Annotated in this window: 22 protein-coding genes and 2 pseudogenes; 11 read left to right on the top strand and 13 right to left on the bottom strand. The window is 40.5% G+C overall.

Annotation, left to right across the window (positions count from 1 at the left end; all coding sequences use genetic code 11):
- Nucleotides 1-306: 306 nt before the first annotated feature.
- Nucleotides 307-678, bottom strand: coding sequence for a hypothetical protein (locus HWQ37_RS10650; RefSeq protein ID WP_292746724.1), 372 nt, complete (start codon nt 676-678; stop codon nt 307-309).
- 344 nt (nt 679-1,022) lie between these two features.
- Between HWQ37_RS10650 and HWQ37_RS10645 the strand changes: the two genes are divergently transcribed.
- Nucleotides 1,023-2,162: an extracellular solute-binding protein gene (locus HWQ37_RS10645; RefSeq protein WP_292746722.1), complete on the top strand. Its 1,140-nt coding sequence runs from the start codon at nt 1,023-1,025 to the stop codon at nt 2,160-2,162.
- A 135-nt stretch (nt 2,163-2,297) separates the two neighbouring features.
- On the opposite strand, the gene HWQ37_RS10640 is transcribed toward HWQ37_RS10645, so the two are convergent.
- From HWQ37_RS10640 to HWQ37_RS10630, 3 genes are all read right to left on the bottom strand, one after another.
- Nucleotides 2,298-2,846 carry a hypothetical protein gene (locus HWQ37_RS10640; protein WP_292746719.1) on the bottom strand — a complete coding sequence of 183 codons (549 nt, stop codon included), beginning with the start codon at nt 2,844-2,846 and terminating at the stop codon, nt 2,298-2,300.
- A gap of 41 nt (nt 2,847-2,887) precedes the next feature.
- Nucleotides 2,888-3,664, bottom strand: a complete 777-nt coding sequence (locus tag HWQ37_RS10635) for a class I SAM-dependent methyltransferase (protein ID WP_292746716.1) — start codon at nt 3,662-3,664, stop codon at nt 2,888-2,890.
- Between the two features lie 312 nt (nt 3,665-3,976).
- Nucleotides 3,977-4,831: a PD-(D/E)XK nuclease family protein gene (locus tag HWQ37_RS10630; protein ID WP_292746712.1), complete on the bottom strand. Its 855-nt coding sequence runs from the start codon at nt 4,829-4,831 to the stop codon at nt 3,977-3,979.
- A gap of 146 nt (nt 4,832-4,977) precedes the next feature.
- Between HWQ37_RS10630 and HWQ37_RS10625 the strand changes: the two genes are divergently transcribed.
- Entirely contained in the window at nt 4,978-6,393 is a 1,416-nt protein-coding gene (locus tag HWQ37_RS10625; protein ID WP_292746709.1) for a phosphoglucomutase/phosphomannomutase family protein, read from the top strand.
- Nucleotides 6,394-6,538: 145 nt separating this feature from the next.
- Nucleotides 6,539-6,817, top strand: coding sequence for a LapA family protein (locus HWQ37_RS10620; RefSeq protein WP_292746707.1), 279 nt, complete (start codon nt 6,539-6,541; stop codon nt 6,815-6,817).
- Nucleotides 6,818-6,869: 52 nt separating this feature from the next.
- Here HWQ37_RS10620 and HWQ37_RS10615 read toward each other — a convergent pair whose 3' ends face one another.
- From HWQ37_RS10615 to HWQ37_RS10600, 4 genes are read right to left on the bottom strand one after another with little or no spacing between them, the layout of a single operon-like run.
- On the bottom strand, nt 6,870-7,148 hold the full coding sequence (locus HWQ37_RS10615; RefSeq protein WP_292746705.1) for a type II toxin-antitoxin system RelE/ParE family toxin: 279 nt from the start codon (nt 7,146-7,148) through the stop codon (nt 6,870-6,872).
- Nucleotides 7,138-7,518 carry a CopG family ribbon-helix-helix protein gene (locus HWQ37_RS10610; RefSeq protein ID WP_292746702.1) on the bottom strand — a complete coding sequence of 127 codons (381 nt, stop codon included), beginning with the start codon at nt 7,516-7,518 and terminating at the stop codon, nt 7,138-7,140. The genes HWQ37_RS10615 and HWQ37_RS10610 overlap by 11 nt, the downstream gene beginning before the upstream one ends.
- A 45-nt stretch (nt 7,519-7,563) precedes the next feature.
- Entirely contained in the window at nt 7,564-8,055 is a 492-nt protein-coding gene (locus tag HWQ37_RS10605) for a hypothetical protein (RefSeq protein WP_292746700.1), read from the bottom strand.
- A 2-nt stretch (nt 8,056-8,057) separates the two neighbouring features.
- Nucleotides 8,058-9,032 (bottom strand): hypothetical protein, encoded by a 975-nt coding sequence (locus tag HWQ37_RS10600; protein ID WP_292746697.1) that lies wholly within the window; start codon nt 9,030-9,032, stop codon nt 8,058-8,060.
- Nucleotides 9,033-9,170: 138 nt separating this feature from the next.
- On the opposite strand from HWQ37_RS10600, the gene HWQ37_RS10595 reads away from it, so the two are divergent.
- The 3 genes from HWQ37_RS10595 (at nt 9,171) to HWQ37_RS10585 (ending at nt 10,012) form a co-directional block, all read left to right on the top strand.
- The gene (locus HWQ37_RS10595; RefSeq protein ID WP_292746694.1) at nt 9,171-9,338 is read left to right on the top strand and encodes a hypothetical protein; all 168 of its coding nucleotides are present in this window, start codon (nt 9,171-9,173) and stop codon (nt 9,336-9,338) included.
- A 139-nt stretch (nt 9,339-9,477) separates the two neighbouring features.
- Nucleotides 9,478-9,765, top strand: a complete 288-nt coding sequence (locus HWQ37_RS10590) for a BrnT family toxin (protein WP_292746691.1) — start codon at nt 9,478-9,480, stop codon at nt 9,763-9,765.
- Nucleotides 9,734-10,012, top strand: a complete 279-nt coding sequence (locus HWQ37_RS10585) for a hypothetical protein (RefSeq protein WP_292746688.1) — start codon at nt 9,734-9,736, stop codon at nt 10,010-10,012. The genes HWQ37_RS10590 and HWQ37_RS10585 overlap by 32 nt, the downstream gene beginning before the upstream one ends.
- A 33-nt stretch (nt 10,013-10,045) precedes the next feature.
- On the opposite strand, the gene HWQ37_RS10580 is transcribed toward HWQ37_RS10585, so the two are convergent.
- The 3 genes from HWQ37_RS10580 to HWQ37_RS10570 all read right to left on the bottom strand — a co-directional run bounded on the left by HWQ37_RS10580 (nt 10,046) and on the right by HWQ37_RS10570 (nt 11,997).
- Nucleotides 10,046-10,279, bottom strand: a complete 234-nt coding sequence (locus HWQ37_RS10580) for a DUF433 domain-containing protein (RefSeq protein WP_292746685.1) — start codon at nt 10,277-10,279, stop codon at nt 10,046-10,048.
- A 122-nt stretch (nt 10,280-10,401) separates the two neighbouring features.
- The gene (locus HWQ37_RS10575; RefSeq protein WP_292746682.1) at nt 10,402-11,124 is read right to left on the bottom strand and encodes a hypothetical protein; all 723 of its coding nucleotides are present in this window, start codon (nt 11,122-11,124) and stop codon (nt 10,402-10,404) included.
- A gap of 150 nt (nt 11,125-11,274) precedes the next feature.
- Nucleotides 11,275-11,997, bottom strand: coding sequence for a Uma2 family endonuclease (locus HWQ37_RS10570; protein ID WP_292746729.1), 723 nt, complete (start codon nt 11,995-11,997; stop codon nt 11,275-11,277).
- A 417-nt stretch (nt 11,998-12,414) separates the two neighbouring features.
- Between HWQ37_RS10570 and HWQ37_RS10565 the strand changes: the two genes are divergently transcribed.
- From HWQ37_RS10565 to HWQ37_RS10550, 4 genes and pseudogenes are all read left to right on the top strand, one after another.
- Nucleotides 12,415-15,015, top strand: a complete 2,601-nt coding sequence (locus tag HWQ37_RS10565) for an ATP-binding protein (protein ID WP_292746681.1) — start codon at nt 12,415-12,417, stop codon at nt 15,013-15,015.
- A gap of 27 nt (nt 15,016-15,042) precedes the next feature.
- Nucleotides 15,043-15,231: pseudogene (locus HWQ37_RS10560) on the top strand (hypothetical protein); the annotation flags it as partial.
- 492 nt (nt 15,232-15,723) lie between these two features.
- A complete protein-coding gene (locus HWQ37_RS10555) occupies nt 15,724-16,008 on the top strand; it encodes a bacteriocin (RefSeq protein ID WP_292746678.1) in 285 nt (94 codons plus the stop codon).
- A 420-nt stretch (nt 16,009-16,428) separates the two neighbouring features.
- Nucleotides 16,429-16,845 (top strand): protelomerase family protein, encoded by a 417-nt coding sequence (locus tag HWQ37_RS10550; RefSeq protein WP_465249686.1) that lies wholly within the window; start codon nt 16,429-16,431, stop codon nt 16,843-16,845.
- Between the two features lie 66 nt (nt 16,846-16,911).
- Here the strand turns inward: HWQ37_RS10550 and HWQ37_RS10545 are convergent, their stop codons facing one another.
- Nucleotides 16,912-17,061: a hypothetical protein gene (locus HWQ37_RS10545; RefSeq protein WP_292746676.1), complete on the bottom strand. Its 150-nt coding sequence runs from the start codon at nt 17,059-17,061 to the stop codon at nt 16,912-16,914.
- Nucleotides 17,062-17,118: 57 nt separating this feature from the next.
- Between HWQ37_RS10545 and HWQ37_RS10540 the strand changes: the two are divergent.
- A pseudogene (locus HWQ37_RS10540) lies at nt 17,119-17,523 on the top strand (DUF4351 domain-containing protein); the annotation flags it as partial.
- An 84-nt stretch (nt 17,524-17,607) separates the two neighbouring features.
- Here HWQ37_RS10540 and HWQ37_RS10535 read toward each other — a convergent pair.
- On the bottom strand, nt 17,608-19,185 hold the full coding sequence (locus HWQ37_RS10535; RefSeq protein ID WP_292746673.1) for an NAD(P)H-quinone oxidoreductase subunit 4: 1,578 nt from the start codon (nt 19,183-19,185) through the stop codon (nt 17,608-17,610).
- Nucleotides 19,186-19,655 lie beyond the last annotated feature (470 nt).

The following is a 19,655-nucleotide window of genomic DNA, read 5'->3' as shown; positions in this document are numbered from 1 at the left end:
CTAATGAGAAAAACGCAGATTAATAAGAAAATCTTGGTTTTTGAACCATACAACACTCTAAAGACACCAGTCTTAGGGTTGTTTTTTTTTGTTTCATAATGAGGTATTTACTAAAAACCTATGGGTAGATATATCACACTATTACGTAAAGATATGTAATAGTGTGTTTAACTTTTTTATCAATTTGATGGCTGAATTAGTGGCTTATATCTAAGTATATGCTTATAAAACCATCACTCGATACTGAACCCAAGGTTTATGTTACCTACCTCAATGCATTTTTATTCGTTGGAATTCAGGTTAAATTTAGTGAATTCTCTCTCTAAGTAATTGTTCTTCTAAAGCAGCAATGCGATTGTACGCTGCTGTTAATTGCGCTGTCAGTCGTTGTATTTGAATTTCTGGTGTTATATTATCTCCACCTTGACGATGCATATCTAGATAAATGCCATCTATCAACACATCCTTGTGTTCCATTTCTGGATTTAAATTGTTACGTCCTTTAAACTGGTAGCCCCCAGCTGCACCATTCTCTTGGCAATTATCCTTTGCTTGTGTATTCGCTAAAGAACACTCTGAGAAAGTTTGAGTGACTTTACTATCAAGCTGCTCAATTACTTGGCACAGGGCATCTAGCTTTTGGCTTAAAGTTAGGATCTGCTGCTGTAATGGCTCCATTTAATACCTTTATTCGTAGATTTTCTTTATGTTATTCAATTTACTCCTAACCTTAACGATACTTATGGATTTTTTAAGTATTGATAATTTTTGGTGTAAATGTAACATTTAAAGCATTATTGCTAAATACAAGTAAAGTACCATCAAGTAAATTTATGGATAAAAATTAATCTTTAGGTAGCAATTTAACAAAAAACTTGCTAATTTGAGTCAAATCTTCAAAATTACCCGTATTATCAATAAAAATACCGATAATTCTCCATTCCGCTTTTTTCAGCTAGTCAGCCAGTGGTAAATCTCTGCTTAATATTAGGTATAATCAAAAATCTCAAAATCCAAAATCAATGGATCGACGGTCTTTTTTGCTAGGTACAAGCACACTGGCACTTTCACAACTGCTTTTTGGCTGTGGTGGAAACAAGCAGACGGAACTAAAAGTACAGTTATTGAAAGGTTCTATACCTGGTCAGGTGGTGAATCAGTTCCAGAAAAGTTTGCAGCAACGGGTGCAGTTAAAGTTTGCTCCAGTTGAGCGCATACAGGATTTATTTCAGCAATTACAAAATTCCACCGATGAGCAGGGATGGAAGCGCTTTATACCTTTTAGGCAAGGTCAAAAAGCAGCTGACACAGACCTAGTGACATTGGGAGATTACTGGCTACAAGCAGCTATTGAACAGAAATTGATTCAACCACTCCAAGAAGTGCAGGGAAACCAATTAAAACAGTGGTCTGCTTTAGATGAAAGGTGGAAACAACTGGTAACGCGCAACGATCGCGGTATTTTGGATACTCAAGGGAAGGTGTGGGGTGCGCCTTACAGGTGGGGTAGTACAGTAATTGTTTATAACCGTGACAAGTTGCAAAAATTGGGATGGACACCCAAAGATTGGAGTGATTTGTGGCGAGATGGAATGCAGCAGCGCATTTCTCTACTCAATCAACCACGAGAAGTTATTGGTTTGGTCTTAAAGAAGCTAGGAAAATCTTATAATACAGACAATCTTGACCAAGTACCGGACTTGGAAAAGGAATTACAGAGATTAAACCAACAGGTGAAGTTTTACAGTTCCAATAACTATTTGGAACCTCTAATTACGGAAGACACTTGGCTAGCGGTTGGTTGGTCAAGCGATGTGTTGCCTGTTCTGGCACGTTATCCGCAACTTGCCGCAGTTATTCCCCAGTCAGGAACAGCAATGTGGGTGGACTTATGGGTACGTCCCGCAGGGAGTAATAAGGGTACTTTATCAGATCAATGGATTGATTTTTGTTGGCAACCAAGCACAGCTAAACAAATTTCGGTGCTGACTAAAAGTAATTCGCCAATTTCTACAAATATTACCATTTCCGATATCCAAGAACCATTATGGAGTGTTTTGCAGAGCGATCGCGCAGTTTTCGATAAAAGTGAATTTTTACTTCCCTTACCGCCACCAGCAATAAAACAATACGAGTCTTTATTCGCCAAAATTAAGGTTTAATTGGGCATTGGGCGTTAGGAGTGCTGTTAGCGGATAGCTAAGGTTTAGCCCGTGCTGAGTTAGGAGTTAAGAGTTAGGAGTTTTGTTTATCTCCTTGTCCCCTTGTCTCCCTCATCCCCCTCATCTCCCCAGTCTCTACAAAGAACGCTGTAACCCTATCTTGTTCTTAATAGTGGTTTGGATACTGCATAAAGCTGGACTTATACTAAAGTTGCAAGTGTAGGTTGCCAAAGGTTCTTTTTGATAATTAAATACCCGGACGTTGTAACCAAAGTTCCGTGCGGCGCTACCCAAGCGATTTATAAAGTCGTAGCGCTCTACATACTCTAGTAAGCTCCAAATTTGCTGATTCACGATTAAGTCTACTCGTGCAGGTTCTTTGTCAGAGGCTGGATACGCTATCCAATTATCCAATAGCTTTTTTTCAGAGTTTTGTTGCGCCCACCATAAACTAGGAACGGTTAATCCTTCTGGATGAATGGTGTTAGCTGTGATTACATAGTCTTTTGGTTTTGTCAATAAGTCTAGTTCTAAAGGCGCATTAGAAGGCGACGGTATTGAGGGGGTTTGCGCTAGTGAGGGCGGGACTAGTAAGGTGGTGAGGCTAATAGTTAGTAATAATGAAAATGATGTCTGGCGATCGCACAGCCCGCCGCAGGCATCGCACAATTTAGGTATATGCATAACTAATTCGTAATTCGTAATTAAGTCATAATTCGCACAAATTAAAGTTTAATGGCAACGATGCGAATTCTTCGATAATCTGCTGTCCAAGTTCCTTGTTGATATAGTGTTGGCTTCAGATATTCCTCTACGACGCGAATTACTTGTATTTGTTGCTCATCAGAAAGTCCTGTTAAAAAACTGCTGGCGAACATCTGAATCCAGTTTGCCATACCTGCTTCTTCCTCGGCTAAAGGAGTTGGACGAGTAAACAGGGTACTATAGATGACATCAAAGCCTTGCTGTTCTAGTAGGGTGGCGTATTCACCAATACTAGGGAAGTACCAAGGATTTCGGTCTTGTGCGGAGATACTAATTGATTTTAAGGCGTTTTCTAAAGCTGTGGCGATCGCCAAAACATTCCCTTTACCACCAAATTCTGCCACAAAACGGCCTCCGGGTTTTAGGGCTTGATGTATGGAGGCGATCGCGCTATCTGCTTCTTTCACCCAATGTAATACAGCGTTGGAAAATACAGCATCCAATGGCTTATCTACTCGAAAGCTACTAGCATCAGCAATATCAAAGCGGATATGGGGATAGTTTTCTCTTGCCTTTTCGATCATCGCGGGTGCATAATCAAATCCCATGACTTCAGCACCAGCTTGGGCAATTTTTTCGGTGAGTTGTCCAGTACCACAACCGAGATCCAAAATGGATTCTCCTGCTTGGGGGTTGAGCAGTTTTAGCAAGTCTTCGCCATACTGCCAAACAAAGGCGTGTTTGTCCTCATAAAGAGCGGTGTCCCAACAATTATTAGATATTGAAAGATTATTCATAAGTAGTAAAGTCTCAGTGTGTTGATTTGCCGATGATCAACTATATGTCTTGGGTTGATGACCGCCTGATAACTACAGTAAAAAATATTTTTAATTATGTCCAATATATATTTTAACCTGAACTAATATTTTAAATATATTAGTTGAGTTAACATCCATTTGAAAAATTGATTCACAAAACCCTGATATAAAAATCGGCTTATCTGACATCTAGGTTGTCTGATAGGAGAAGATAATCGGGCCAGTAAAAACACGAGTCGAGTATTTAGTAGATTGTTTTGAAAATTTAACTGAGATAAACAAGTAAAACAATTAGCTATTAACTCTTAAACTGGGCAGTGGATATGATTGATGCTGCTTAAAATCGGCAAACTCACAAATCGAATTAAATGGGCAAAAGCGGCAGTGAGAGCCAGGATTAGGAGGGAAGATTTTACTGAAATTAGTAATTTCTTCCTGATATTTTTGCAAATCGTGCTGGTGCTTATGGGCAATATTCGCTAACTCAAATTTTAACGATTCTAATTCACTACTATTAATACTAATTAAGTCAGATTTTTTACATATTTCTAAATTATAAAATGATGCAACAGCTTCTCGTCCAGGGTAAAGATAACGAGCAGCTAGTAAGTAAACTAATGCCTGTCGTTTGTCAAAAGCTGATTTACCAGTTTTGAAATCTAAAATATGTAAAGTGCTATCAGACTCAATAAAAACGCAGTCCATAGCCGCGTATAAGCGAAAGCAATAATCTTCTTGTTCAACTACTATCGGTTTAGGAAAGCCTTCATCACCAGGAGTTAATTGGATAATATCTTTATCCAAAAGCAACGGCGCATCGTGATATTTTTGCAAAATTTGCAGCACCCGTTGCTGGACTTGAATGCTTGAGTTGCCTAATTTTAATAGTTGTGCAACTCTTTCTACACCATCTGCTTGCTTCAACAGATGCCTGTGATGATGAAACTCATAAATACCTTTTTGGGCTAGTATGCCAATGCGCTGGGGTGCGGTGGCTTGCCCTAAAAGCGCTTTGACTTTGGGTTCGTGTTGCCGCGCTTTGATAAACCCCCGTCTCATCTGGCAATGCCAGCGTTCTTGCCCAGTCGCTGGGGCAACTAGAGACCAAAGGTGATAACTGGCAAAAGGTCGATCGGGGGTTGACATTGCTCAGAAACAGTGAGAGAAAATACGGTGGGGAGAAGTTTAAGCTAAGGCTTGCTTAGAAAAGAACTTCGGAGGATACTTGCTGCTACACACGCTTTGCGGGAAGCTTTTATAGTACTGATAATGTACGGGAGCAAGTGGCAAGAATGTCTAGCAAGATAAAATTTGGTACCGATGGATGGCGAGGGATTATTGCCGATGACTTTACTTTCCCCAATGTGCGGAAAGTAACGAGGGCGATCGCCACTTACTTAGAAACAGCCTACACAAAAGATAGACCAGTACTTATTGCCTACGATACTCGCTTTTTAGCTGACCAGTTTGCCCAAACAGCAGCCCAAGTATTAGCAGACTTGGGTTGGACTGTGAAAATTACCGATCGGGATTGCCCCACACCAGTAATTGCCTATAACGCCCGTCACCTAAATTCTGCTGGGGCGTTAATGTTTACTGCTAGCCATAATCCAGCACCCTACTGTGGAATTAAATATATACCCGATTATGCTGGGCCTGCCACTCCAGAGATTACTGATACTATTGTGGCAAATATAGAAAGCGCATCGGATGAATTGCCTGGGAGCAACCCATCAGGTTCAATTTCAATTTTCGATCCAAAACCAGATTACCTGGAATTTATCTATACTCTACTTGATGTAGAAAAGATCAGAAGCGCTAATTTAAAGGTAAAGTACGATGCTTTGTATTCTACCTCTCGCGGCTATTTAGATGAAGTTTTGCAACATAGCGGGGTTGAGTTAGAAAGTTTCCACGATTGGAGGGATGTTTTATTTGGGGGTGGAATGCCAGAACCCAAAGGAGAACAGTTAGTTGAGTTAGTGGAAGCAGTAGTTCGAGATCGCGCTGATTTGGGCTTGGCGACGGATGGAGATAGCGATCGCTTTGGTATCGTTGATGAACAAGGAAACGTCCTCACTCCCAATACTGTGCTGCTACTTCTAGCACGTCATTTAATCAAAAACAAAGGTAAAACTGGCGCAATAGTCCGTACTGTCGCTACAACCCACCTGCTGGATAATTTCGCTGCTAAAAATGGGCTGCAAATTTATGAAACAGCAGTTGGTTTTAAATACATCGGCGAAAAAATGCGGGAAACTGCCGTGTTAATTGGTGGAGAAGAATCAGGTGGTTTGAGTATTATTGGGCATATTCCCGAAAAAGACGGGGTATTAGCCGATATGCTGGTGGCAGAAGCGATCGCTTATGAAGGCAAACCGCTAAGTCAACTTGTCAAAGAAGCGATCGCTGAAGCCGATGGCCCACTTTACAACAACCGCTTAGACTTGCACCTCACAGAGGCGCACAAAACCGTCGTCATCGACTCCTTTACCAAAAATCCACCTACAGAGGTAGCAGGAATTAAAGTCAAGGAAGTGGGGCGTAAAGACGGTATTAAGCTGTATTTAGAAGAAGGTAGCTGGGTTTTACTGCGTCCTTCCGGTACAGAACCTCTGGTGCGCGTCTACCTAGAAACCAACACTCCCGAAAAACTCACCCAAATCGCCCAAGAGTTAGAAAAGACCATTGCTAAACTAGAGGCATAAGAATTAGGAGTTAGGAGTTAAAAGTTAAGAGTTATGAATTAGGAGTTAAGAGTTGTAAATTAACAATTCTTAACTCCTGATTTCTAATTTTGAGCAAAATATAACTTTTAACTTCTAACTGCTAACTTGTCATTTCGCTCAAAGTATGAAAACTCTCGCTCCTTTTTTGACATCTCTAGTTGTAGCAGTTTGGGTAATAGCGATCGCAATTATTTCAGTCCAAAATGCCACACCGGTATCGTTAAAATTCTTAACATTCCAATCGATTCAGATCCCAATGGGTTTAGTGCTAGCTTTTAGTGCCGTTGTCGGGTTAATTGGCATGGCACTGCTGCAACCACTCTGGGGAGCTGCTGGTTCTGGGCGGGGCAATTCTCGATTAGAAGACGATGCGGAATTTTTTGTTGATGATGAAGATTTTTGAGGTTTGAATAGCTGTTTTGATAAATTTATTTGTGACTGTATGGGTAGTGGCGCTAATCTGGATAGCGCTTTGACGTGTGGAAAACCCGAAGAATTTCTACCGACTCTTCTTTGACTCGATAAACAACAATGTATGCCGTGCTAGAAATTACTAGCTCCCTTGTACCTTCTATACGTCCAAGTCGCCCCATAAAAGGATAATTCTCAAGTTGACTGGCAGCAAGTTGAATCCTCAATATCACTTCCTGCGCTGCTTGTGGATTCTCTTTCAGGATGTAGCTATGGGCTTGTTCCAAATTACGAAGCGCACGACGTAGCCACTTAATCTGCATTGGTGAGTCTTGCAAAAGTAGCCTTTACTTCCTCATCACTGGCAAAGTCTCCAGCATCCGCTTCAGCAATCCCTTTTTGAATTTCCTCGATTTGCCACTGATACATCTCTAGATAAGTGGCTACCGCCTCATTAAGTACGTAGCTGCGATCGCGATTCATTCCGGCTGCGATCGCATCAAGTGCAGCCTTCTGATCGCTATCTATCCGAAACGTAATATTTTCTTTGCTCATCGTTTTGTAAAACTTGTCTTGCAACATATTATATTGCAATACGTGGCAATGCAAGATGGTTATAGTGGCGATCGCTATTCTCTCAAAGCGTCTGTAGCCTGTAAGCCTTGCTTTACATGAAAAAAGCCTATATTGCAAGGCTTTTTTAGAAAGTTTTGGGAGCGCGATCGCACTGTTATAAAATCAAAATGTCCATTCGTGATTTGGATTATCTAGGGCGGCGCGAACAGAAGCTAAATTTGCAAGGTCTTTGAAAGGGCTTGATTTAGCTATTTCTGTGATTGAGTTTAAGGTAAGGGCTAGTTGTTCATTATTGCCAGATGCGATCGCATTATCAACGACAGCAAATAAAGCGCGAAAGTTTTCTGCACGTTCATCAAAAGAGCGATCTAGATACGCCATTAGTAACTCTCGCTGGGCATTAATCTTGGTGATTGTTTCTTTTTCCCAAGCATCAATCTCTCGTCTCTTTGTCTGTTCCTGTTCGGCAATTATTTTGTATTCAGTATAAGCTGAAGAAACTATGTCAAGACATTGTGTTTTTTCTAAAGCTGCTATTCCACGCCTTTTAGTCTGTTCTTGCTCTCCAATTTGCTTGTAACTGGAAACAATGCTTACTAACGATTTTGTGGCATTAACCGCAGTACATATTGTACCGATACTTGGTGAAACCATTGCTAAATACCTCCTAAAGTTTTGTATTTAGCTTGGATGCTTAAAGTAGAAGGGTTTAACAGTCCTTCATTATCTAAAATAGGAATTTTCATAATTTCTGCAAGTGCTTTAATTAAAAGTGCTACCTCTTGAAACTTGCTAGCATGATGAGCGCGATTAAAAGGTTGGGCTTCAAGCTCTTGAAGTGCAGATTTAGCACGGTTGTTTAAATTACACACTAAATTAGCAAGTTCCACTGTTCGCCGTTTAACTTGTAATAGAAAATCTTGAGCTGCTTCAATATTGGCAATCTCTACATTGACACTAGCTTCATACTCCCGCGCCTTAGTCAAAGCTTCCTCGCCCTTACCAGCAAGTTGAAAACCCCCAACCATCAACGCCGGTCCGAGTGTAATACCTCCCAATACAGCACCACCAACCGCCATACTAGTACCACCACCTAACCAAGTTATGGCTCCAGTCCAAGCCGCAGCACCACCAACTTGTGAGATAGCGACTTCACTAGCCCACAATCCAAAGAACCTGGAAACAGTAACAGTACCTACATTCCTTGCTAACATAATTGCACTAGAACCCGCTGCTGAGGCTGCAACGGCTGCTGACACACCACCTTTCACCCACTGTTCAGCTTTGATAACTTCTGTTTTGTACTCCTGAATTTGCTGAGTGGAGATGTCTAATCCAGTTAGAATATCTAGATTGTTTTGGGAAGCTCGCTGACCAATTCTCTCAATAAAAGCTATAAAGTTTGAAATTGTACCCTGTTTAATACGTAGTTGCATTTGACCATAAACTTCTGCTGACTGATTGGTAATTTCCCAGGCTGCTTTTAAGTTTTGCAAGCTACTTTCGTATTTTTGTTGAGCCTGTTCACCAATTTCCTTTGCCTGATTCATATTGCCAATGCCTTTAGCACCTTTTACTGCTCCCAAGGCTCCAGTAGCTAAAGCAGCAGCGCCCAAAATCAGTGGAATCATGAAATACTCCTGATTGTGATTAGTATTTGGTTAGTATTTGTCTACGGGTTTATCTTAAAAATAAGGCATCACCTTATACTTATTTTTCCCTGAGATACTAACTAATGAACATTCAGAAGGTATAAATTTGATACTGTGATGAATGCAGTTGTCAATTTTTTTCCTGTGAGTGCGATCGCACTTTGGGAGGCTAACACCTCAATACAATGCAATACCCTTCGGTTAAGGTTTTTTGATGAAAATTCTAGATCGCAAAGACGCGACAAATCATTACCAAGACGCGATAAATCGCCGTCTCTACAATAATCAGTCTTTTGTAGAGACGGCGATTCATCGCGTCTCTTGTCTTAATTGACGCTAAAATAATCAGTCGCAATCTTGTAAAGATGATTGGCGATGAAAATTAAAGCAGTTGATTTTTCCGTGTCACTGCTATATTGAGTCCATGAAGTTTGAGTGGGATGAGCGTAAAAACCAAAGCAACATCACAAAGCATGGTTTCGACTTTGCTGATGCTTTCCGCATCTTTAATCTACCCATGCTTGTCTACCTAGATGAACGAGAGGACTATGGAGAGGATCGGTATCTCGGTATTGGACTACTTGATGGACGAATTGTAGTAGTTATTTACACCGAACTAACTGAAGAAATGGTTCGGATCATCTCATTAAGAAAGGCACTGTCTCACGAACGAAAAAGCTATGAACAATACCTCAAAAACCGATTGGGTTAGAGTCGATGCAATGAATGACGAAGACATCGACACTTCAGATATTCCACCCTTGTCAGAAGAATTTTTTGCTAAAGCACAATTGCAAATGCCCAAATCACCTGTAACAATAACAGTTAAGGTAGATCCTGAAACTTTTGCTTGGTTCAAAGAGCAGGGAGAGACTGCTGAACAGCAGATGGCTGTAGCATTAAAGATTTACGCAGAAGCACACAAAGCTTATCCTGCGTCTGAGGCGAAGTCAACCTAATACAATACTAAAACTGAGCATCAATCCAAATTTTCATGCTATCAATCGAGGAAAGTCTGTTCGCCGTGCTGCGAACAATAAACAGGCTTGGATATCTTCGAGTTCGAGATCGGGAAAATCGTCTAAAATCTCAGAAACACTGACATTCTCAGCCAACATTTCTAAAATGTCACTCACACGAATTCTCATGCCTCGAATACAAGGACGACCACCACACTGGCCAGGAGTTTGAGTAATGCGAGTTAACAAATCAACCCTTGAGTTCATGCAAGTATTTTAATATCAGGTACTTTTATTTAACTCTAATTCTGCGATCGCAATTATCCCAGCCTAGCATTTCAGTGTAGCCAAAGGGCGATCGCAATTATCCCAAGTTGACACAACAGCACCTAAGTTGGGCAGTTTTGGGTTAGTTGTAGCCTCAAGTAATCAATGAAATCCAGAATTTCTGTATCTGTCAGTTGTAGACGCGATCGCTTGCCATATCTCTGCTGCAAATAATCCTTTCCCTGCTCTGGAGTCCAATTTAATTGAGCTAAATATGTGTCAGTTTTAGCTATAAAAACATCACGCGATTCAACCGTTGTTATATTGTTAACTATTTCTGCTTGAGATTGATTTTTATCGGGGTTTAAATCGTGAATTCTCTTAATTTTTAAACTTACTTTTTGCCCTAGAGTTTGCCAGTCAATTTCCCTATGTCCATCCCAACTAACACCTATAGAGCGATAAGTGACTGGATCGTAAATATTACAAAAAACTACATTACTCTCTCCTGGACTAACAGCAATCGTTAGTAGATTACGCAGTTGTTCAGAAGTAAGAATATCTAAAGATAACAACAAACTTTTAGAGAAATAAGATTCACTTCCTGAACGGATAATATAGGGGTTGTCTGCCAAAATATATAAATCAGTTTTTTCAACTACTCCAAATCTAGTTTCAACCCTTTTATTAACTTCTATTCCTGTAATTACCCCAGTCAACGCTTTTTCATAAATTGGGATGCGTCTTTCATCTTCACCCAGCATATACCAACAGTGATCGGGTTCTTTGCTGATAAAGACATATTGAGGTTTTGGGACTGCTCCAAATCCTAATTTAATTTCCATATTTTTGATGCAGGTTTTGGTAAATATATTTATTTAGCAACCAGCTTTTACGGTTTGTACCGTCAAGCGATGAGTTACTTTATAGATATAATTCCCTAACCAGAAAGCTAATTAACATTCAGGCAGCGAAAACTACAAAATTTGGTGAATCTATAACAAAGTTTCTGGATCAACACCAAGCGCATTCAACCTTTCAATTAACATTTTCACTTGTTGTTCTGCTTCCACCCGTCGCTGTTCTTCAAAAGCTGTGCGTTCTTCCGCTTCCCTAATGCGTTCTTCTGGTGTCAGCAATTTTTGCCCTTCTTCGTCATACCAATACAACCACTCCCGCACTATCCCTTGATAAATTCCCCGTTCTCGCCCAATTCCTAAACCGATTTCTGGCAGCCAAACGGGATTTCCTGACATTAAGATATATTCCCCATCGACTAAGCTATACACTTCCAAAGGTGACTTTTTACGCCGCAGGGGACTATAGACAACGTAGTACAAAATTCCTAATTCTTTGCCATAAAATTCTTTCTTGGTGCTATATTCTTCTCGATATATTTGAGAAACAACTTCTAGGGCTAAGATTGGCTGCTTTTTTTCTTCCCACAGCACATAACTTAGGCGTAAATCCTCATCAATGAAGCGTTTAACTCCCACGCTGAGAAAACCATCAGGGACAATAGCTGGTTTATCTGAGTCATAATAAATACCCATATCAACACCAAAAAACCAATCCCAGCGATCGCACCAAACCAAAGCTAGGATCGTTTTTAGCAAGCCGGGAATTAAATTTTGGAGTTCATTATCCACAGGGGTGTCATTGGAGTCGGGTAGTTCTTCGGAAGATGGCAAACAATGGAGCGGATTGTAGTTTAACATGAGCAGTTTTGCCAAATCTGATTCTAGATAGATTGTAGGTAATCTAGTGATGTGCGATCGCATAGCAGAAAAACCGTTTTTAGCGTCGCTGTAACCCGTCGTAGACATCGCCTGATGTCCATCTCCTAAGTACTTAAGTACTGAGAAGTGTAAAATCTTTACATTAGACTCGTGGTTTTTCGGTACTGATTACCAGAGTGTCTAACTGACAATAGCAAAAAAGGGTGGAATATTGTTCAACTAGAACATTCCAGAAGTCGCAGAGTATTCAATTTCATGGTGAATTTGGTAGCTGGGCTGATTACCCATATCTACCAGGAGAAAAAGTTTTCTCTCAACCTTGACTCAAAAAATATGCCGCAGCTGGAACTTCGCTGATTTTTAGCCCGATTTTTGAGTCATACTTGGGTATCAGATATGTCACCACAGATCCATTCACGAATTTTAATCAGACACTTTCTCACGGTTTTTTTGCCATTGTCAGCAATAGTTGGGGCTGTTGTCGCAACTATCTACTACCAGCAGGTACAAACTGAGAAAGTTGTATTAAAAACGAATGAACTCGGCAAAGTAGATTTACAAACGAAAGTAATTAGCGCAGATTTTCACTCGGTTGTTTCAGATTTGATGGTTATCTCTAAACAAAACGAGCTACAGGGAATTTTAGAAGGAGTGGATGGAGAACAACAGGCACTTTCTAAAGAATTATTATTATTTTCTCGATATAAAAAACTTTACGACCAAATTCGCTTTTTGGATCAATCAGGTAAGGAAGTTGTCAGAGTCAACTTCAAACAGGGTGAACCAGCGATTGTCCCCGAAGAAAAACTGCAAGTGCAAGCCAAGCGTTACTGGTTTAATGACACTCTGCGGCTGAACCAAGACCAGGTGTTTGTCTCTCCCCTTGACCTGAATATTGAACGTGGTCAGGTTGAACAACCCCTCAAACCAATGATCCGTTTTGGCACTCCGGTTTTTGATAAACGGGGAGAGAAACGAGGCATTGTCGTGTTAAATTATTTCGGCAGTAAACTGCTGGATAATTTTAACCAAGTCCTCGCCAACACCTCTAGCAAGGGAATGCTGCTAAATGCCGATGGCTACTGGCTAAAAGGGGCGAAGTCTGAGGATGAGTGGGGATTTATGTTTAGCGATCGCAAAAACCGCACTTTTGGCAAAACTTTTCCCCAAGCATGGCAGCAAATTTCTCAAAAACAATCGGGACAATTCCAAACTGCTGAGGGAATGTTCACTTTTGCTACAGTCTACCCCCTTGTTGAAGGGCAAAAATCTAGTACGGGAGCGGGACAGGCTTTTGCACCCAGCCAAAATCAAATTGATACCAAGTCCTATCACTGGAAGATTGTCTCATGGGTATCGCCAGAGATGTTATCGACCAAATCAAACCGATTTTTGAGTCAATTGCTACTCTTATATGCTGGGTTAGTAGGACTAATTGGCATTGGTTCTTGGCTACTAGCAAGAGCTAGTGTTAATCGTCAGATGGCGCAAATAGAATTAAGGCAATCTGAAGAACAGTTACGAGAGCTAGTTGAGCGGGAGAAAATTCTTAAAACTCGTCTATCCAGTCAAATTCGTGACTCGCTGGATCTAAATACGATTTTGAGTACAGTAGTGAGTGAAGTTCGAGAACTACTCCAGATCGATCGATGTCAGTTTCTTTGGTGTCAGATAGAAGATGAATCTACTAGCTTTGAACTGAGTCAGGAAGCTTGCGCTCCCGACTTTCCAGAAGCTTTAGACTATTCTCCGATTCAGAAAGTGGAAGCATTGAGTGAGGCTGTTTTAAGAGGGAATTTGCTTTGCTTAGATGACATTGCTACAGATTCCTGGCTGGATTCCAGGGATCGGGAATTACTGCTGAGTTGGGGAGTTAAATCTCTACTAACAGTTTCGGTTCAAACTAAGTCGGGTCGCTTGGGTGTGATTGTCTGCGAACATAGTAGAGCGCTACATTCTTGGAGCGATGATGAGGTAGAACTGATTCTAGGTCTGGCTGACCAATTAGCGATCGCCATTGACCAAGCCCAATTGTATAATCAAAGCCGTGCTGCTACTGCTGCTGCTACTACTCAGGCAGAACAACTCAACCAAGTTTTGCACAATCTCAAAGAAACCCAAGCCCAACTGATTCAGACCGAAAAAATGTCGAGTTTAGGCCAATTAGTGGCTGGTGTAGCTCATGAAATCAATAACCCAGTTAACTTTATCTACGGCAACTTGACCCATGTAAGTGAATATACGATGGGCTTATTGGAACTGGTAGAACTTTATCAAAAGTCTAACGTTCATTCAACACCTGAAATAGAAGCTCATATAGAAGCGATCGACCTTGACTTTATGGCTGATGATCTACCTAAAATATTAGTTTCAATGAAAATGGGAGCTAATCGCATTCGTGAAATAGTTCTATCCTTGCGGAATTTTTCTCGACTTGACGAAGCGGATATGAAGCCTGTCAACATTCATGAAGGTATTGATAGCACACTACTGATTTTACAAAATCGCTTCAAACAAACCTCTGCAAATGGCGGAATTAAAATAGTCAAAGAATATGGCGATATTCCTTTAGTAGAGTGCTATGCTGGACAACTCAATCAGGTGTTCATGAATCTGATTGGTAATGCTATTGACGCTCTGGAAAGTTATAACAGTCAGCGAACTCTTGATGAGATAGAAGCTAAACCCAGCCAGATTGTAATTCGTACTGAGTTACGCAACTTGGATCGGATAACTATACAAATTACAGATAATGGCCCGGGGATGACCGAAGTAGTTAAGCAACGATTATTTGACCCTTTCTTTACCACAAAAGCCGCAGGTAAAGGCACTGGATTAGGACTAGCAATTAGCGCTCAGATTGTCATAGAAAAACACAACGGAGCGATTTGGTGTATTTCGGAACCAGGACAGGGAGCAGAGTTTTGGGTTGAGATTCCAATTTGGCAAAGTTGTAAACTATCTACTATGAATGTTGCGACTCTATCCAAAATTTAACGATCCTCTGGGCAAATGATAAATGATATGAATAATATTAGCGATGTCTACGACGGGCTACGCGCTGATTTTGATAGCCCCTGGAAAGAAATTATACAAGCTTATTTCTCCCAAGCAATGCATTTCTTTTTTCCCGAAACTTCTGCATTAATTGATTGGGAACGTCCCTACGAATTTCTAGATAAAGAATTTCAACAAATAGCTCGTGAAGCCGAAGCGTTAGCTATTAGAAATACAGAAGCAATATCAGCTTTGACCACTAAGGTAGATAGTCTTACAGATAACGTAAATGACTTGACCAATAACGTAAATGAATTAACTTCTGATATAAATCGTCTTCTAGCCAGAAGCGCTGTACTAGATGATGTGGTATTACAACTACAAGAAAGTCAAGTGCAAAACCAGAGAAGTTTTCAACAATATAGGGAAGATTTTTTAGAGCATCAACGGACTTCAAATGCAGCACTGAATAGTTTGGAATCGATATTACTGCAACTTATTAGGATATTCCCGCAGTCCTAAGTTAGTCACACTGTCGCATTTTCATACAGTGTTAAATGTGGGGATAATCCCCACATTCCGCAGATAAAGTAGGAAATGTGGGAAAGGTAGGAAAGGTAGGAAAAGTAGGATATTTTACTATTTTTTCTTGATTTTTATAGTTACAGTTGTTAACCTATTACTTGACCGCTATTAGGATTGATGGATATGAAGAGAGTCAAAACAATTGACATTGAAAACTTACAATCTACCAAAGAGATGCGTTTTAGTGAACTAACTATTAAATCTTTTTTAGAGGAGTTGACGGCTGAGGAGATGCAGGCAGTCAGTGGAGGCGCGAGTCGTGCAGGGGCGGAATTGAATTTATTTGGTGATACTTATACTGTTGTGGCTGATGATGGAAGTTCTGTTGTTATTGAAAGTCCGGGTCTGTCACCTACGAGGTTAACTAATAAAGAATTAAAGCGGCTACGCAATTTGTCTGGAGTTTAGACTAAAAGCGATATGAGAGAACGCAAACCAAATGGAATTAGAGGTTAAAAATATTATCTTGTCAGCCTCAAAGCATCCGCGACCTTGAACAATTATTGTGTAGTATGCTTGCTGAGAAAACAATACAATAATGATAATCACGGAAATGGTGGGAGATGAACGAGCGATGCTCGTTCATCTCCCACCCCCCCCTTATACGATTATCATTACTTTTGCTAAGTGTCTGATTAACTCAGCCCTGCTGGGTCATTTTGCATGGCTTAGTCTAAACTCCAGAATTTGTAATTTGAGGTTTCTATTACTAGGTAGGAATAGTAGGGAGTTGAGAGGAGCTTTTATCATATCTTAATCGTTCAACTTCCGTCTAACGCTTTATTACTTAAGACAAATACAAGTGTAATTTCAATCGAGTTTCATTCCTTGACATTTAAAGGTCAAGCCAAAAGACGCGCTAATTTTAATCCAGATGAAGTTTTAGAAGTGCCAACAATGGTAAATACTTTTCTAGTACTAGCTGGTTTAAACAGACTAGCTGAGATAGGTAGAAAATATGACTATGATGTGAATGACCATGTAAACTGTATGGCTATTTGTGACAAAAAGACAAGTAAGGAAATTAGTAGAGACAGCAAAGATAGTTTTTCACCTAAAGAACTACGTGCTATTTATGGTGAATTGACGTACAAAGTATTTGCTAATGAATCTACATCTCAAAATATTTGGTTTCAACAGGTGTTAGGACATGGGGAAAACCAAACAGAGACAGCCAATAGCTACATTAAATATTACATTCCTGAAACTGAAGTAGAGAACCTAAAATCAATGGTTTTTAGTTAGAAAATAAGTTAGGTCTAGTGTGAATTACTAGACCTTCACTTTTAATTTGTCGCTACTTGTGCATTTCTAAAATAACAGTTTCTTACCAACTTTATAAGATTCATTTAACACATAGCGGTTATCCTTATTCTGTTGATTGTCTTGCATATACTGATAACGTTGCAAGTAGTCAATATCCTTCTGACTTAAAGGCTGATACTTACTTTTTATTGACAAAGCGCGTACCCTATTCGGTTCATCCACTTCACTATTAAAAAAGCCAAAATTAGTTATCAAATACTGATAACCAAAGAACAAGGTAAGCGATATGCCGATCAATTAGTTAAGGTTTGGCAAACCCAAGGCGAAGAACTTTGGTTATTAGTCCATGTTGAAATTCAGGCACAAAAAGAAGATAACTTTCCTAAGCGGATGTTTACCTACAACTTTCGCATATTTGATCGCTTCGATCGACCAGCAATGAGCCTTGCAATTCTCTGTGATTCAAACCGCGAATGGCGACCAACCAATTACAGTTACAATTATCCCAATACTCGCTTAAGTTTTGAATTTGGCAGTGTTAAACTTTTGGATTATGAAAATCGCTTTCACGAGTTAGAAAACCTTGGCGAAGCTTTGTTAGATTTTACTACTCTAGAAGATTTACTTAACTGGTTGCAAACAAATCAATCAGCTTAGACCCTTGATTTTATGATAAAAAAGGGCAGGTACAAAACCCGCCCTCAAAGTAATCAGTACTTAAACTAAATTAGCGATCGCAACTTAATTACCAATTTCCGGCGCACTCAAAGAAACCTTTAGAGTTTCGTCTTTTTGTTGTGCTAATGTCGGTACGGAATCACGCAATCTTGCTGTCAATTGTACCGTTGTAGCGTCGTACATCTGAGTCAGCAATTTGGGATAGAAACCAATACCAATAATGGGAATTAACAAACAAGCAATGATAAATACTTCACGGGGTTCGGCATCTATCAAAGCTTGGTGAGAAACTAATTCCTCGTTCTCTTTACCGTAGAAAATTTCTCGCAACATCGACAGCAGATAAATCGGAGTTAAAATCACTCCCACTGCCATCAAGAACACCACGATCACTTTGAAGGTAGAGCTATAAGCATCGCTGGTTGCAAAGCCCACAAATACCATCAATTCTGCCACGAAACCGCTCATCCCTGGCAATGCCAAAGAAGCCATTGAACAGGTGGTGAACATGGCAAAAATCTTCGGCATTCTCTTCGCAACACCGCCCATTTCATCCAACATTAGGGTGTGTGTGCGATCGTAAGTTGCCCCAACCAAGAAGAACAAACTCGCCCCAATTAACCCGTGAGAAACCATTTGTAATACTGCCCCACTCAATCCCAAATCGGTGAAGGAAGCAATACCAATCATCACAAAGCCCATGTGAGAAATTGAGGAGTAGGCAATTTTTCGCTTGAGGTTTCGCTGGGCAAAGGATGTCAAGGCAGCGTAGATGATATTAACTACCCCCAAAACTACCAACACTGGTGCAAAATAAGCGTGGGCATCGGGGAGCATTTGGGCATTCATCCGAACTAAGGCGTAACCGCCCATTTTCAGGAGAATACCTGCTAATAACATGTGTACGGGGGCTGTAGCTTCACCGTGGGCATCAGGTAGCCAGGTGTGCAAGGGAATAATCGGCAACTTGACGGCGTAAGCAATCAGGAAGCCAGCATAGAGGGCAAGTTGGAAATTCAGGGCGAAATCTTTTAAGGCGATCGCTCTCATGTCGAACGTCACCGTATCGCCGTAAAATCCCATTGTCAGGGCAGACAGCAAAATAAACAGCGAACCGCCGGCGGTGTATAAAATAAATTTAGTCGCTGCATATTGCCGCCTTTTGCCTCCCCAAATCGACAGCAGAAAGTATATCGGTACTAGTTCCAGTTCCCACACCAGGAAAAATAACAGCATATCCTGGACAGCGAACACGGCAATCTGACCGCCATACATCGCCAAAATCAAGAAGTAAAATAGCTTGGGCTTGAAGGTGACAGGCCAAGCTGCTAAAATCGCCAGCGTGGTAATGAATCCAGTCAAAATAATTAGGGGCATGGACAAGCCATCTGCCCCTACTGACCAATTCAACCCCAATTGTGGTACCCAAGGGTAACTTTCCACCAACTGCAAATCTGGATTGGAGAAATCATACCCAGTATAAAAAGCGTAAACAATTAGTGCAAAATCTATCAGCCCTACGACGAGGGAGTACCAGCGCACTGTTTTGCCTTCTTTGTCAGGGATGATGGGAAGAAGTAGCGACGCGGCTATTGGCAACAGAATAATCGTCGTCAGCCACGGAAAATTAGCTGTATTCATCACAATTCGTCTGCTATCAAAATCATGTTTGGCAAAAAGTCACTAGTTATTAACTAACAGCTTTTTGAGGATTTCGTCTTCCTCGTTAGGTTGATTTAATTAAATTGGCAATCCCATTTTGTCTGTTGGGAGCCTTTTTTGACACTTGGGGGTACGGAATATGGGTTGTGATACTCCCTGTAAGAGACTTCCAAAGAATAAAATATTCCAAAAAAAACAAAAGACAGTATCTTTATAAGAATGATAATCATTAGGAGGGGGAGAAAGGGGTTGCCGACGGCAACCCCTTTCTCCCCCCTCAATTAGTCATGAAGAGTTAACACAATTTGCGTTTGTGGAAAAGTAAAATAGTGATGATTGAATATGATTTAGAACTTGATAAATGCTTTTGCCAAACTAATTAAGTTTTTCCAAATATGATACCATTTTTAGAGGAATGGAAAAAAGCTGTTCATCTGCGATAAATGATA

It is taken from the genome of Nostoc sp. NMS4 (assembly GCF_017115095.1).
Lineage (GTDB): Bacteria > Cyanobacteriota > Cyanobacteriia > Cyanobacteriales > Nostocaceae > Nostoc.
The sequence above is the reverse complement of the archived record's forward strand: the minus strand, read 5'-3'. Positions and strand labels throughout refer to the sequence as shown.